The organism is Bacillus cereus group sp. MYBK195-1 (assembly GCF_051916605.1).
GTDB lineage: Bacteria > Bacillota > Bacilli > Bacillales > Bacillaceae_G > Bacillus_A > Bacillus_A cereus.
In genome coordinates this window covers 880,275-895,059 of sequence record NZ_JBQAGZ010000001.1, presented here as the reverse complement: position 1 = coordinate 895,059, position 14,785 = coordinate 880,275, and the positions used below count along the sequence as shown (strand labels likewise).

The window sequence follows — 14,785 nt, the reverse complement described above, 5'->3', positions numbered from 1 at the left end:
CCCACAAACACCACCTCTTTAGGCAGAACCTTTTGCCCTATGTAACAAAACATCAGTAGGTGTTAGCCTACTGATGTTTTGATTTACTTTATATAAGTTTATGCACAGCTTGTATAAAAATGTCTCCTCTTTCTTCAAATGTTTTAAATTGATCCCAGCTTGCACACGCTGGAGAAAGAAGAACAACATCGCCATCTTTAGAATGAGCATAAGCCTTCACCACTGCTTCATCCAAAGTATCGGCACTTTCAATTATATCTAATCCCGCTTTTTCTGCCGCTCTTACTAGTTTAGGAGCTGTTTGTCCAAATGTTACAATCGCTTTTACATTTTTGAAATACGGAATTAAATCATCGAATTCATTTCCGCGATCAAGCCCACCTGCTAGTAACACAATCGGTTGTGTAAACGCAGATAGTGCTTTCTCAGTCGCTAACATATTCGTTGCTTTTGAATCATTATAAAACTTACGGTTGTTAATCGTTGTTACATATTCTAAACGATGTTTTACACCCGTAAAACGTTTTAACACGACCGTAATTGCTTCATTAGAAGTACCTAATAATTTCGCAATACTCATCGCAGCTAAAATATTTTCTAAATTATGTTGACCAGGTAAAACGATATCGCTTACTTCAACAACTTTTTCACCTTTGAAATAAAGAGCGTTATCTTTTATACACGCGCCATCTTCAATTTCTTTCGTTGTCGAAAACAGGATTTTTTGACCTTTAGAATACGCAGACAAAGCCATCACATCTGCATCATCCGCATTTATTACACTATAATCATTTTCTGTTTGGTTTTTAAAAATATTTGCTTTCGCTAAACCATATTCTTTCTTCGTCCCATGATAATCTAAGTGGGCCTCAAATAAATTTAAAAACGCAGCAATTTTAGGTTGGAACAATTCTACTCCCATCAATTGAAACGATGAAAGTTCTGTAACTACAACTTCACTTTCTTTTGCACCCTGTGCTACTTCACACGCTACAGTTCCAATGTTCCCTGCAATTACAGGATGCTTTTGTCCTTCTTTTAGCATTTCAAATGTCAGCATTGTCGTCGTCGTTTTACCGTTAGACCCCGTAATCCCAACAAATGGTGCTTCTGAAATACGATATGCTAATTCAACTTCCGTAACAATTGGAATTTGCTTTTCTTTCGCAGCAACTAATATTGGATTAGAATACGGGATTCCTGGATTTTTTACTACAAGAGAAATATTTCTCTCTAATAATTCTAAAGGATGACCACCGCATACAACGTCCATTCCTTTTGCTTGTAATTCTGCAGCAAGTACATTCTCTGCTAAAGGCTTTCCGTCATTTACAATAACATTTGCCCCTAACTTTTGTAACAATGTAGCTGCTGCATAACCACTTTTTGCAATGCCTAATACAAGAATATTCTTATTTTGAAATTCAGTTACAGTTTTCAATTACATCCACACCCCGATATAAATTCCTAACACAGCTAATAAAAATCCTGCAGACCAAAACGTCACAACAACACGCCACTCTGACCAACCACATAATTCATAATGATGGTGTAATGGACTCATTTTAAAGACACGTTTTCCTGTTGTTTTAAATGAAATGACCTGAATGATAACCGATAAAGTTTCCATTACGAATACTCCGCCAATAATTACAAGTAGCAATTCTTGTTTTAATAAAATCGCTACAGCTGCAATGGCTCCACCTAAAGCTAATGAACCTGTATCTCCCATAAACACTTTTGCTGGATTCGCATTGAATACTAAAAATCCAAGTACAGCTCCTACAACTGCCATACAGAATATCGCTACTCCAAATTGCTCTTGTGCCACAGCAATAATACTAAATGCTCCAAATGCAATAGCAGCTGTTCCTGATAATAAACCATCTAAACCGTCAGTTAAGTTAACTGCATTTGATCCACCAATAAGCATAAATAGTACAAGTACGAAATACGCCCAACCTAATTCAAACTTAACATCCGTTCCCGGAATCATGATGTATGTGTGGAACGCTTGCCCTTTTCCAATTAAAAAGAATGCAATAGCAATAACAAGCTGACCTACTAATTTTTGTTTTGATGTTAAACCAAGATTTCTCTTCTTAACTACCTTTATGTAGTCATCTAAAAATCCAATCAATCCGTAACCAAACGTCACTAATAGTAATAACGAAACCTCTGCACCTAAATAATTAAACTTAATCGCCATAATAAGTGAAGTTACCATCATAGATACGTATATGACGATACCACCCATTGTTGGTGTCCCTGATTTTTTTTGATGTGACTTTGGTCCTTCATCACGAATACTCTGTCCGAACTTTAATTTTCTTAAAAATGGAATAAACAATGGCGAAAGGGCAACAGAAATTAAGAATGCTACCCCAGCCGTTACTAATAAACCTTGCTCAAGCACATGTAGTCCTCCTCTCACGTTGTTACTCTTCGTTGCTTAAACGCCCTTTAATTGCTTCTTTAGCAACTTCACGATCATCAAAATGATGAACTTCTTTACCAATAATTTGATACGTTTCATGACCCTTACCAGCAATAATAATGATATCATCTGCTTTCGCTTTAGTGATTGCATGGTGTATCGCTTCTTTTCTATCAATAATCACTTCATAATTTTTCCCACTTGCACCATGTACCATATCATCTAAAATAGCCGCTGGATCTTCACTTCTTGGATTATCTGATGTGTAAATTGCATGAGTTGCATATTTTGTTGCAACACTTGCCATTATCGGTCTCTTCGTTCGGTCCCTATCGCCGCCACAACCAACGATACAATACACATCACCTTTTGCAAATTGTTTTGCAGTTTTTAATACATTTTCTAAACTATCCGGCGTATGTGCGTAATCAACAATAACTGTATAATTTTGTCCTCCATCAACAACTTCAAAACGCCCTGGAACCCCAGCTAGTTCTTTTATAACAGCAATGATTGTTTCTAATTTCACACCCGAAACAAGTCCTGCTGCTGTTGCTGCAAGTACGTTATATACATTAAATTTACCTATTAATTTCATCGTAACATTTACACTTTCATATGGTGTGACAAGCGTAAATGTAGTCCCGCCACTCGTCATAACGATATTTTTTGCCATAATGTCACTTGTTGTATCAATACCATATGTTACAACTGTTGCTGCAGTACTTCTCATATACTCTTCTGTTACATTATCATCGCTATTCAGCACAGCGTACTTTTCGCCATTATGATTATAACTATTGCCAAGCTGTGCAAATAGTAACCCTTTTGCATGTTTATATTCTTCCATCGTTTGATGATAGTCTAAATGATCTTGTGTTAAATTCGTAAATACCGCTACATCGTAATCACATCCGTGTACACGACCAAGATCTAACGCATGTGACGAAACTTCCATTACCGTGCTGTCCACACCTTGTTCAACCATTTTTGAAAACGTCTGTTGAAGTGTTAGTGCATCTGGTGTTGTATTTTTCACCTCAAATGTTTCATCACCGATTTTCATATTAATCGTTCCAATTAGCCCTGTTTTATGACCATGTGCTCGCATAATCTCATCCATAATATGCGATGTTGTTGTCTTTCCATTTGTACCTGTAATTCCGATTAAATGTAACTTGTGTGTCGGTTGACCATAAAAATAATCAGCTAAAACCGCTAACGAACGAAAAGTATTTTTCACAAGTACAACTGGAACGTCAACATCAATTGGTCTTTCCGCAACAATAGCAGCCGCTCCTTGTGCCGCTGCTTGCTTAGCAAAATCATGGCTATCAACCGTATATCCTTTCATACATACAAATAAGCTTCCCTCTTTCACTTTACGTGAATCAGCTTCTATAGATGTGATTTCTGGATTTTCTTTTGGAACAACTGGAAAATCATGCAAACATGATACAAGTGTATGCAACTTCATTTCACTAAACCCTCTCTACATTGTTTATTTATCTTTTTTAGTAAGCAACACATTACCTCCTATATAAGGAGGTAAGTGCTACTGACCTATTTATGAATGAGACACTTACTGTCTCAAATTAAGTAACTGTTCTATAAAGAACTCACTTCCACCAATTGTACCATAAAACGTACTATGTTACCTTTAATTCCCGAAGTAAATTCTAATTTTTGAGCCTTCTTTTACTTTAGCTCCCGCTTCTGGTGATTGTTTAATTACTTTCTCTCCATCTCCACTTATATCAAGCTTCAAATCGACGAGTTGTGTTTGTAAGTCTTTCTTTTTCATTCCAATTAAATTCGGAACTTCCACAGTTGGTGTATCGCCCCATTTATATTCTTTCTCAACTTGTTCTTTTCTCGGTTTCACTCCCATAACAGGAAGCGCATCTCGAAGAATATTCCCGACAATTGGAGCTGCTACCACTCCACCAAACTGTGTAACCCCTTTTGGATTATCAACAGCAACATACACAACAATCTCTGGATCATCCGCTGGAGCAAATCCGATAAAAGATACTATATAATTATTCTCTAAATATTTACCATCTTTCACCTTTTGAGCAGTACCCGTTTTTCCACCTACACGATATCCATCAATATAAGCACCTTTACCAGAACCTTTCGCTACAACATTCTCTAATGCATAACGAACTTTTTCTGAAGTTTCCTTGGAAATAACTTTTCTTTTCTCAACAGGTGTCTTTTTACTAACAACTTGATTATTTTTCGGATCAATAAACTCCTTAGCTATATACGGCTGATACAATGTTCCACCATTTACAGCCGCCGCTACAGCTGCTACTTGTTGAATCGGTGTAACAGAAACCCCTTGGCCGAATGAAGTTGTTGCTTGCTCTACTGGACCAACTTTATCTAAATTAAATAAAATCCCACTGCCTTCACCTTGCAAGTCAATTCCAGTCTTCTGCCCAAAACCAAAATTACGAATGTATTTAAATAATCGGTCTTTACCAAGGCGATCACCAAGTTCAATAAATCCCGGGTTACATGAGTTTTGAACGACTTCTAAAAACGTTTGACTGCCATGACCTCCTGCTTTCCAGCATTTCAATCTAGCTCCACCTACTTCAGCTGCTCCATCATCATAAAACGTATCCTTCTCTAAGTCTACTAAATTTTCATTCAATGCTGCAGCTAATGTAATGATCTTAAATGTTGAACCAGGCTCATACGTACTCCATACAGGTAGATTTCTGTTATACACTTCTGGAGAGACACTTTGAAAATCCGCTGGGTCAAAACTCGGTCGACTAGACATCCCTAAAACTTCACCATTTTTAGGGTTCATCGCAATCGCAATCATACCGTCAGGATTATAAGTTGACTCCGCAATATTCATTTCTCTTTCCATAATCCTTGTAATACGCGCATCGATTGTTAATCCTAAATTTAAACCGGCTTCTGGCTTTTTGAAATCATCACCAACATTAGGCATCCTTTGTCCTTTCGCATCTGCAAAAAAACGCACATGACCTTTGTCCCCATTTAGCTCTTTATCATAATATTTTTCTAGTCCCATAAGACCTTGGTTATCGCTACCTGCAAAACCTAATACATGTGATAAAAAGTTTCCAAATGGATAGTACCGGATAGAATCCTCTGCGATATACACGCCCTTCAGACTTAATCCTCGTACTTCTTTCGCTTTGTCATGTGATATTTTCCTTCCGCCTTTATCTAACCTTACAATCGATTCTTTTTTTGTAATCCTTTTATAAATCTCATCTTTTTCCACACCTAATACTGCAGCTAACTTCTCTGCAGTCTCTGCTGGTTTTTCAATTTGCCTCGGTACAACAAAGACAGTTGGAGCACTTTTATTCGTGGCAAGTTCCACACCATTTCGGTCTAAAATTTTCCCACGTTCGGGTTCAAAAGTAATATTACGACTCCATGAATCTTTCGCACGATCCGTTAACATATTCCCAAGAAAAAATTGCACATATCCAAGACGAATATCGATAATCGTGAAAATAAGTATACCTGATATAAGTATAAAAATAAGTCGTTTTCTAACTGTTACATTTGATACACGCATATCGGAACAAGCCTCCCTTACGCCTAGCTTGTTCCAATATATGCTTGTACTTATTTAATTAGAACTTATTCTCTTTTACCATTACGGCTTTTCTGCTTCTTGCTGTGGTTCGAGTGGCGGTACGAGTGTGACACCTAATTCTGTACCAGGTTGTAATAATGTTCCTTCCGCCACACTTTGTTCTGTTACGTATCCTGTACCAGAAGGTTTCAAGTTAAGCTGTAATGTCTTCGCTAAATTCATAACATCACGCAGTGCCCATCCTTGTATATTTGGCATTGTAGGCTTATCTCCTACCAAGAAGACTCGGTCGCCTTTTAATGTTTGTTCAGTCGCTTTTGGTACTTGTTGCTGTACTTTCCCTTCACCTAGTACGATTGGACGAAGTTTTGCTTTATCAATCGCTTTCCCCGCTTCAGCCATCGTTTTACCATTTACATCCGGAACAGTAGTTTGTTGTTCTTTCAGATGTTTTTTCGGATCTTTCACTTCATTTGGCTTAATCTTTAAATACTCTAAACTATTTTTTGTTACATATTTAAAAATATCAGCTAACGGTTGTGCACCGTTCTCATCATCTTTTAATTTCGGCTGTTTAACAGCTACATACACAACAAGTTGTGGATCGTCCATTGGTGCCATACCTAAGAATGAGAATATATAATTCTGTCTCCCTGTCATATAGCCGCCTTTTCCATCCGGAATTTGCGCTGTACCTGTTTTACCACCAACTGAATATCCATCAATTTTATAAGCTGTCCCTGTACCTTTCGGAGATGTAACAACACGTTCTAATAATTGTCTTACTTGCGCTGCTGTTTCCTTTGTAACAGGTTTTCCTACTTCTTCTGGCTTATGTTCTAATTTTACTTTGTCTGTTATCGGATCTACAATTTTATCAATTGCATAAGGTTTCATCATTTTCCCATCATTTGCAATGGCCGTTGCAGCTTGTACAAGCTGAATTGGTGTTACAGTGGAACCTTGTCCAAAAGCTGTTGTCACTTGTTGTATTTGCTGATCAAATAAAATTGTATTCGATCCTTCACCTGATAAATCAATGTTCGTTTTTTCATCTAATCCAAAACTATGAATATATTTTCGGAAACGTTCTGGACCAAGTTTTTGATCTCCTAAAATTGCAAACGCTACGTTTGAAGAACGCTCTACCCCTTCATCAAACGTGATAGAGCCCCAACCAGCACCACCGTTATGATCTTTTATTTTCCTATTTCCGACTTGATATGTCCCGGACTGATAATAATCTTGCCCTTTGTACACACCTTCATTAATGGCTGCCGCTAACGTGAAAATTTTCATTGTTGATCCAGGTTCAAATGCATTGGCAATTGCATCATTGAAGAAATATTTAATTTGACGATCATTAGGGTCATAACTAGGTTTAGTAGACATCGCTAATATTTTCCCAGTTTTCGGATCTGCAACAATCCCTATTAAACTTTCTGGCTCATATTGCTTACTTGCTGCTTTCATCGCGTCTTCTAAATAACTTTGGACACGTTGATCAATTGTTAAATACGCGTTATCTCCATTTTTAGGTGCCTTTACATTAACTTTTCCACCATCAAGGGACACACCTTTACGATCACCTGTATACGCTACTTCTCCGTTCGAAGCACTTAAGTATTTATCCAAGCTTTTCTCTATGCCAAATTGACCTACCGAGGTTCCATTCTCATTTGGTTTTGCATGACCTATAACGTAAGATGCAAAATCACCGTTTGGATACACCCTTGCATTTTCTGTAATAAAAGATATTCCCGGCAACTTCAACGCTTCTATTTGTTCCTTCTTTTCTTTCGTCAAATCCTTGCCTAACGTTCCAAATTCGACTTGACTTCTACCTTCCTTATTTAAAGAAGCTAAAATATCCTCTTCGCCTTTTCCAAGTACTCCTGCAATTTTCTTTGCAGTATCTTCTTTATTCTCAACTGAGTTAGCACCTTTTAGTGCAGCTACCATTTTGTAAGAGTTTGCATCTTGCGCTAACACATGACCGTTTTGATCATAAATGGTTCCTCGGTTCGCTTCAAGAACTCCTTTTTTACTATGCTTTTGTTTAGCAAGTGCATCTAAATCCTGATTATGAACTGTTCCTGTTGATTGTATGTAAAAAAATCGGGCTAATAACAGCAAAAAGAGCAGGAGGAAAAATATCATAAAATAACCTGCTCCCTTATTGGTATGAAATTTAGTCATATTCTTCTTCATCGTTCCTTCACACCTATTGCCTTATTTGAGGCCTTTCACATTATTCGCATTAATTTCTAGCCCGTGTTTTTTTGCAACTTCAGCGATTCGTTCATAGCGACTTAACTTCTCTACTTCAGCTTGTAATTCTTGATTTTCTTTTTGCTGCTGTACAATTTTTTCTTCTATCGTCGCTGCTTCTACATTAACTTGATAAAGGCCTGCTTTATTTCCAATAAACGCGACACAGGCATACAATAAAAAGCCAATAAACGCTACATACAACAGTTTTTCGATTCTTGTAATTTTTGCTTTAACCTTCGGCTTAGCCATCTGCTGTGGGGGCGTTTGAATTTGCACCTCTTCTTGCGCTTGTTGTTTGTACTTTACAGCTAAATTAGTCATACCTCTCTCTCCCTTTTATCGTTTTTCAGCGATTCTCAACTTCGCAGAACGCGCACGATTATTTTCTTCTAGCTCTATATCAGAAGGTAAAATCGGTTTTCTTGTAATAAGCTTTAATTTCGGCTTAAATTCATCAGGAATAATCGGTAATCCTGGCGGCAATTGTGGCGTTGTACTATTTCGCTTAAACGTTGTTTTACAAATACGATCTTCTAATGAATGGAATGTTATAACACTAACCCTTCCACCTGGCTTAACCATCTCAATAGCAGATTCCAATGCTTCTTCAAATACTTTTAATTCATCATTTACAGCTATACGAATTGCCTGAAACACTCGCTTAGCAGGATGCCCACCCGTTCTACGAGCTGGAGCCGGAATACCTTCTTTAATTAGCTCTACTAATTCTCCTGTCGTTTCAATAGCTTTATTCTCACGATAAGCTTCAATTTTTCTTGCAATTTGTTTTGAAAATTTCTCTTCACCGTATTGGAAGAAAATCCTTACAAGTTGTTCATATGACCAGCTATTTACAACATCATACGCTGTTAATGGGGCATCTTGATCCATCCGCATATCTAGCGGTGCATCATGATGATAACTAAAGCCTCGTTCTGGTGTATCTAATTGTGGGGATGAAACACCTAAATCAAATAAAATGCCATCTACTTCTGTTATACCTATTTCCTGCAGTTTTTCAGCTAAATAACGGAAGTTACTCTTTACTGTTATAAACTGTTCACCGTATGAAGAGAACTTTTCTTTCGCGTTTTGAATCGCTATCTCATCTTGATCAAACGCTATTAATTTTCCACCTTCAGTTAATTGGGATAATAAATAAGAACTATGTCCTCCTCCCCCCAGTGTACAATCTACATATGTACCATCTGGCTTTATATCTAAGCCGTCTACTGTTTCCTTTAAAAGCACTGTTACGTGTTTAAACATTGTTGCACCTACTCTTTTTCCAATTAATTATGTTGAATGTATCCCTTCCTCTAAACACATATTTCACGCTTAGAGAATGAAATAATACGAAAGAACGACTCATTTAACTTACCAACAAAGGCAACATACTATACAAATCGCTATTTTCTTTTATTATATACTAAATTTTATCATCTTTTGCGGGAATTTAAATAAAAAACTGTCGAAAAAGCGAATAATACGTTTACATTTTGTGCTATTTTGTCATATATTTAAGTATCCAACACAATTGCCATATCTAACATTTTTTGATTGATAATTCAGAAAAAAATCACTTCACAGTAAATTCAACGGAATAAAAATAAAATCCTGCTCCAAAGAGCAAGATTTTATAGTTTTATAACATGATGTTTTCCGTCCCAAGAAAAAGGGTTTTCCATTACACGATCAACGAAATCCAAACCAAACTGATTTAAATAATAACATACATTCCACACACGTTCTTGCGGTGCACCTAATGGACGAAGTGCGAATTGTATACGGCGGAATTTATTTAGCTGAACCTCATACTTTTTCTCAACATTTCTTTTCAACATTCTTTCCAACAGTTCAATTTGTTCATTAATTTTCAATTCGTTTTTCCCTGCAAACGCACCTAACCCTGGCTCTATTTTCTTTACAAATTGCTGTAAAGATGTATGAATATCGGCAATTTCTTTTTTCGCCTTTTCAAAATGATCATCAATCGGTTCCTCTATTTGATTAGACAACCAGTTTTCACGCAGTTTATCGACATCATTTAAAAACGGATCAATTTCTCTCAATTGCAGATCGAATAAATCTGTCGCTATATCTCTCTCCACATAAGTAATTGTAAGACGAGGAACGACAGGTGGCATTTGAAAACCGACAGTATGGAATACTTGTTGTAATTCACTCCAATAAGCTAATTCCCCTGGACCTCCAATAAATGCGAGCGTAGGAAATACATACTCTTGCATAAGAGGACGTGTTACAACATTATTACTAAAACGTGCCGGATTTCTCTCCATCTCTTCAATCAACTCTTCGTATGAAAAGGAATGCGCCCCATCCTTTCCAACAAACTTCCCTTGATGCTCTTCAAGCAATACTCGTTCATTATCTATTTCCATGAATATATGCACTGCATGAGACTTCGTTTCAATAATCGGTTTGTATCCTAGTTCTTTAATTACTTCCTGCTGATTACGAAGGCCCTTTTGTACCTCTTTATACTTACTTATAATTCGCTTGAAAAATGGAATTTCTAACTTTCTTAATTCAGGATGATGTGAATCAACAAGGATTAAACCAGAATTAGCAAAGATTTTCGTAATAAGATGAGCAAAGAAATCTACATACGTATTCGATTTTTTCAAAGCATCATCAACAAATTTTAATACATCTTTTGTAAAATTTGTTTCTGGGTATGTTTTAAAAATCTCTTCAATCCAATTTCTACAATCTTCAACAGAAAGTTCAGACTCAGAAGCACTTGCCTTTTTCGGATTACGGTCATAAAAAATAGTTTTTTTCATCTTTTTATTTTTCGCTACAAAAGTATGATTAATCTCATCCATATCATGGTCTTCACCCGCAATCCAGAAGACAGGGACAACTTTAACTCCTAAACTTTCTTCCTTTTCCTTTGCAAGCTGTAAAATTGAAATAACTTTATGAATTGTATAAAGCGGTCCAGTTAATAACCCCGCTTGTTGTCCAGCTATAACAACATATGTATTTTCATCTCCAAGCGCTTTTACATTTTGAAGTGTAGATTCTCCCGCTTGTAATTTTGTATTATATTCTAATAAATGCGCTACTAAATCTTGGCGGAAAAACTCCCTTTCACGCAAATCATGTAAACGTTGTTTAAAAGCATCTTCTGTTAACATATAATCAAAACATGACTGTATCTCTTTTTTACCGTTCATATAGTCCGCTACAATACCTTGTTGCGGAACAGAGATTTCTTTTATCTCCATATAATTCTTCCTTTCGTATCCAGTTCTCTCACCAATCCACATTGTAGTCAATGTTTCACGTAAAAGCAAAGAATAACACTTATACTCTTGTTTCTAAACCTTTTATTGCATCGAACAAAAATTGAAGTGTCGGAACTGGTCGTTGCTGTTTCTTAGCTTCTTCTAATACATATCCAACAATCGCATTAATTTCCGTCTGTCTACTCGCTCTTACATCCGCTAGCATAGAAGATGTATTACGAGACGTTCCTTCACACACATTTCGTACCATTTGCCATACCATTTCTTTTTCTCCTCTAATAAGAAATGCTGCCTCCTGAAACACTTGCTCCATCATTTGATAAAAAAAACGATTCGTGATTAATTCACCATTCTTAACTCCCAATAGTGCTGTCAACGGATTGATACATACATTTACTACTAATTTTTTATGCATAATCTCTTCCCAATCCGTTTCTATTTGAACTGGAAAATAAGCAACAGGAAAATAATTGAATATTTTGTTAAAATGTATAGATTGACCACAAACCACTCCAAATTTTGTTACCCCTATCCCAGTATGATGAACGATATGCCCTCCCTCTTTTTTCGCACCATGTTCTACAATACCAACAGCTATATTTTTACTCCCTATGTTCAGCATCTTTTGAAGATGCGACATTCCGTTTTGCAAAAAGATTAATGATGATGCCCCTTCCACAAACGGTAGTACGTCATCTATATGATATTGCTTCACAGCAATAAATATATAATCTAAATTTTGCGCTACCATACTTTCTATCGGTAAAACAGATGGATATACTGTTTCACATCTTCCATCTCTAATACAAGTTACACCTATTTCATTTAATTCTTCAGCTTGCTTAGCTGTTCTTGTAAACAACGTAACATCTTGGTTATTTTTTTGTAAATAAAATGTATACAATAGACCAATAGCACCTGGTCCGACAATTCCAATTTTCATTTTCACACAAGGAATTCACACTAAGTGCCCTTGCCTTCCCCCCTTTATATCTTTTTAAAGCACCTGAGCACGCCCTATAATTCCGCTGTCCTCTGCCCAACAAATATACTCTCATTTTTCACTATGTATGTACCACCTATTAATACGCTTCTACTCTTAGTTTAGCAAATCCTCAAAAAAAATAAAAAAAGAAATATACTATCTTCTTCATAAAAATAAAAAAATGAGTTATACTATTATTATAAATATTTTTACTTTTCTGCATTCAACGAGACAAGAAAAGGATGTGATGTAATGGGATTCCCAAAAGTTGAGCGCTTGCTCATCAATTATAAAACGTTAGATGAATTCAAAAAATTTAAAGGGTGCGGAGCCCAGGAACTATCTATGCTGGAAGAATTGCAAGCAAACATTATTGAAAACGACAGTGAATCTCCATTTTACGGTATTTATTATGGCGGATCACTAATCGCACGTATGAGTCTATATATGAAAAGAAACGGCGGAGAACCATTCGAAATTACAGGTCCCTACCTAGAACTTTATAAACTTGAAGTATTACCAACTTTTCAAAAACAAGGATTCGGGCAAATGCTTGTAAATCATGCGAAACAAATGCAATTTCCTATTAAAACGATAGCACGTATTCATTCAGCTGGTTTTTGGGATAAATTAAATTTCAACCCCGTATCAGTAACTGATGGAGATTTTTATATTTGGCAGCCAGAAGCAAATTTGAATGCGGTTACAAACGAAGAATCGGCTTAAGAAATAAAAAAACAGCTGTATAACAGCTGTTTTTTATTTCTTAAGCTTCTCTAACTTCTCATTCGAGCGAGCATTGTTTCTTTCCGCTACCATTACACTTCTTTTTTGATCGATATAATCAAGTAGTGTTCTATACTCTTCTTCATATACTGATAATCGCTCCAGAAGACGCTCTCTTTCTGTTTGTAATGATTCAACTTGTTGTTGCAACACTGTTAAAGAGTTTTCATCTTTATAATTTTGCAAGAAATCAATAACATCATTCAACGTAATTGACGTAGGTTCTAACACCTTTGTCTCTTTCACTTCATAATTTTCTACTTTACGAAGTTGCTTTGCTTCCTCAATACGTTCTTTATATTGCTTTCTTACGTAAGAATTCCATCTAAACCCACATGCTGCTGGTGTACGAGATAAATTTTTCCCCACTTCCTTAAAGGCAGAAAGTTGTGTTCCACCTTCTCGAATATGCCGGAGTACTACTTCTGCCAGAAGCAAATCTTCATCATCAGTCCAAGCATCTTGTCTTGTTGTCGCCATCTCTCTAGTCCTCCCTATGCATTTTTTATTAAGCATATGCAGTTACTAGAAAAGATAGAATACAACAACTAAAGATTAAGACAAAAAAAATAAACGCAGAAGATATCTTCTGCGTTTATTTTCCCGCAATTACTTGCTGATTACTTCTTTACCTTTGTAAGTACCGCATGCTTTACATACACGGTGAGCTAATTTCGCTTCACCACAGCTTGGGCACTCTACCATACCAGGTACTGATAATTTGAAATGCGTACGACGCTTTCTTTTTACTGTTTTAGAAGTTCTTCTAAAAGGTACAGCCATTCTTCCCACCTCCTTAAAAGAAATAGTTATTTTCATATGAAGGCCTGAACCAGTCTTCCGATTATTTGTCAAAAAACTTTGCAAGTCCTGCCAATCTTGGATCAACAGTCTTTTCTTTGTCTTCTTCCGAAATCACTTGCCAGTCTTGACCTTGCGTCGGTGCTCCACCAGAAACATCATCACTGAAAATTTGCATTGGAATCTCCAAAAGTATATTTTCCTTGATTACGGGCAGTAAGTCAAGTACTTCTCCTTCTAAAGAATGAATTTCAGCTTCAGTTTCAAATTCTTCTTGTGAAGTTTGGAACACCTCAGTTGTTTTAATGTCAAATGGTAATGTCACATCTACTAAAGAGCGAGAACATGGTAAAACCATGCTTCCAGTTATATGTAGATGAAACGTAAACTTACCGGAGCCAAAATCAACTCTTCCCGTTACATGAACAGGATTAATTTCACGAATATCTTTCTCGACCTCTTTTAGCTCACTTACATCTACCATCTCATCCAATGTCAATCCTTTATTTCTCAATTTATTCAATTGATGGATGGACCATTTCATATCATATCACCTCAAGGCAACAAACAAAATTATAGCTAGCCATTTTATATTTGTCAATGTTTTTTCTTTACACTATAATGAAGTC

Annotated in this window: 13 protein-coding genes; 1 reads left to right on the top strand and 12 read right to left on the bottom strand. The window is 36.4% G+C overall.

The features are described from left to right. Positions 1–88: 88 nt before the first annotated feature. The 9 genes from murD to panE form a co-directional block, all read right to left on the bottom strand. The gene (gene murD, locus ACTFRY_RS04920) at positions 89–1,441 is read right to left on the bottom strand and encodes a UDP-N-acetylmuramoyl-L-alanine--D-glutamate ligase (RefSeq protein WP_098616213.1); all 1,353 of its coding nucleotides are present in this window, start codon (positions 1,439–1,441) and stop codon (positions 89–91) included. Next, positions 1,442–2,416 carry a phospho-N-acetylmuramoyl-pentapeptide-transferase gene (gene mraY, locus ACTFRY_RS04915; RefSeq protein WP_000893060.1) on the bottom strand — a complete coding sequence of 325 codons (975 nt, stop codon included), beginning with the start codon at positions 2,414–2,416 and terminating at the stop codon, positions 1,442–1,444. A gap of 22 nt (positions 2,417–2,438) precedes the next feature. After that, positions 2,439–3,914, bottom strand: coding sequence for a UDP-N-acetylmuramoyl-L-alanyl-D-glutamate--2,6-diaminopimelate ligase (gene murE, locus ACTFRY_RS04910; protein ID WP_000766319.1), 1,476 nt, complete (start codon positions 3,912–3,914; stop codon positions 2,439–2,441). Positions 3,915–4,097: 183 nt separating this feature from the next. Further along, complete coding sequence (locus ACTFRY_RS04905; RefSeq protein ID WP_001266237.1) at positions 4,098–6,014, bottom strand: stage V sporulation protein D; 1,917 nt, start codon at positions 6,012–6,014, stop codon at positions 4,098–4,100. An 81-nt stretch (positions 6,015–6,095) separates the two neighbouring features. Further along, positions 6,096–8,246 (bottom strand): penicillin-binding protein, encoded by a 2,151-nt coding sequence (locus ACTFRY_RS04900; protein WP_000739958.1) that lies wholly within the window; start codon positions 8,244–8,246, stop codon positions 6,096–6,098. A gap of 21 nt (positions 8,247–8,267) precedes the next feature. Next, a complete protein-coding gene (gene ftsL / locus ACTFRY_RS04895; protein WP_000182804.1) occupies positions 8,268–8,630 on the bottom strand; it encodes a cell division protein FtsL in 363 nt (120 codons plus the stop codon). A 15-nt stretch (positions 8,631–8,645) separates the two neighbouring features. Next, the gene (gene rsmH / locus ACTFRY_RS04890) at positions 8,646–9,578 is read right to left on the bottom strand and encodes a 16S rRNA (cytosine(1402)-N(4))-methyltransferase RsmH (RefSeq protein WP_000472508.1); all 933 of its coding nucleotides are present in this window, start codon (positions 9,576–9,578) and stop codon (positions 8,646–8,648) included. 368 nt (positions 9,579–9,946) lie between these two features. Next, complete coding sequence (gene bshC / locus ACTFRY_RS04885; RefSeq protein WP_000403029.1) at positions 9,947–11,563, bottom strand: bacillithiol biosynthesis cysteine-adding enzyme BshC; 1,617 nt, start codon at positions 11,561–11,563, stop codon at positions 9,947–9,949. A 79-nt stretch (positions 11,564–11,642) separates the two neighbouring features. Further along, positions 11,643–12,527, bottom strand: a complete 885-nt coding sequence (gene panE / locus ACTFRY_RS04880; RefSeq protein ID WP_136986570.1) for a 2-dehydropantoate 2-reductase — start codon at positions 12,525–12,527, stop codon at positions 11,643–11,645. Positions 12,528–12,821: 294 nt separating this feature from the next. On the opposite strand from panE, the gene ACTFRY_RS04875 reads away from it, so the two are divergent. Further along, on the top strand, positions 12,822–13,295 hold the full coding sequence (locus tag ACTFRY_RS04875) for an N-acetyltransferase (RefSeq protein ID WP_000506695.1): 474 nt from the start codon (positions 12,822–12,824) through the stop codon (positions 13,293–13,295). Between the two features lie 33 nt (positions 13,296–13,328). On the opposite strand, the gene ACTFRY_RS04870 is transcribed toward ACTFRY_RS04875, so the two are convergent. The 3 genes from ACTFRY_RS04870 to ACTFRY_RS04860 all read right to left on the bottom strand — a co-directional run bounded on the left by ACTFRY_RS04870 (position 13,329) and on the right by ACTFRY_RS04860 (position 14,700). Then, entirely contained in the window at positions 13,329–13,835 is a 507-nt protein-coding gene (locus tag ACTFRY_RS04870) for an RsfA family transcriptional regulator (RefSeq protein WP_000246468.1), read from the bottom strand. Positions 13,836–13,964: 129 nt separating this feature from the next. Next, positions 13,965–14,138 carry a 50S ribosomal protein L32 gene (gene rpmF, locus ACTFRY_RS04865; protein ID WP_001984764.1) on the bottom strand — a complete coding sequence of 58 codons (174 nt, stop codon included), beginning with the start codon at positions 14,136–14,138 and terminating at the stop codon, positions 13,965–13,967. A 61-nt stretch (positions 14,139–14,199) separates the two neighbouring features. Continuing rightward, complete coding sequence (locus ACTFRY_RS04860) at positions 14,200–14,700, bottom strand: YceD family protein (RefSeq protein WP_000872149.1); 501 nt, start codon at positions 14,698–14,700, stop codon at positions 14,200–14,202. Positions 14,701–14,785: the final 85 nt, after the last annotated feature.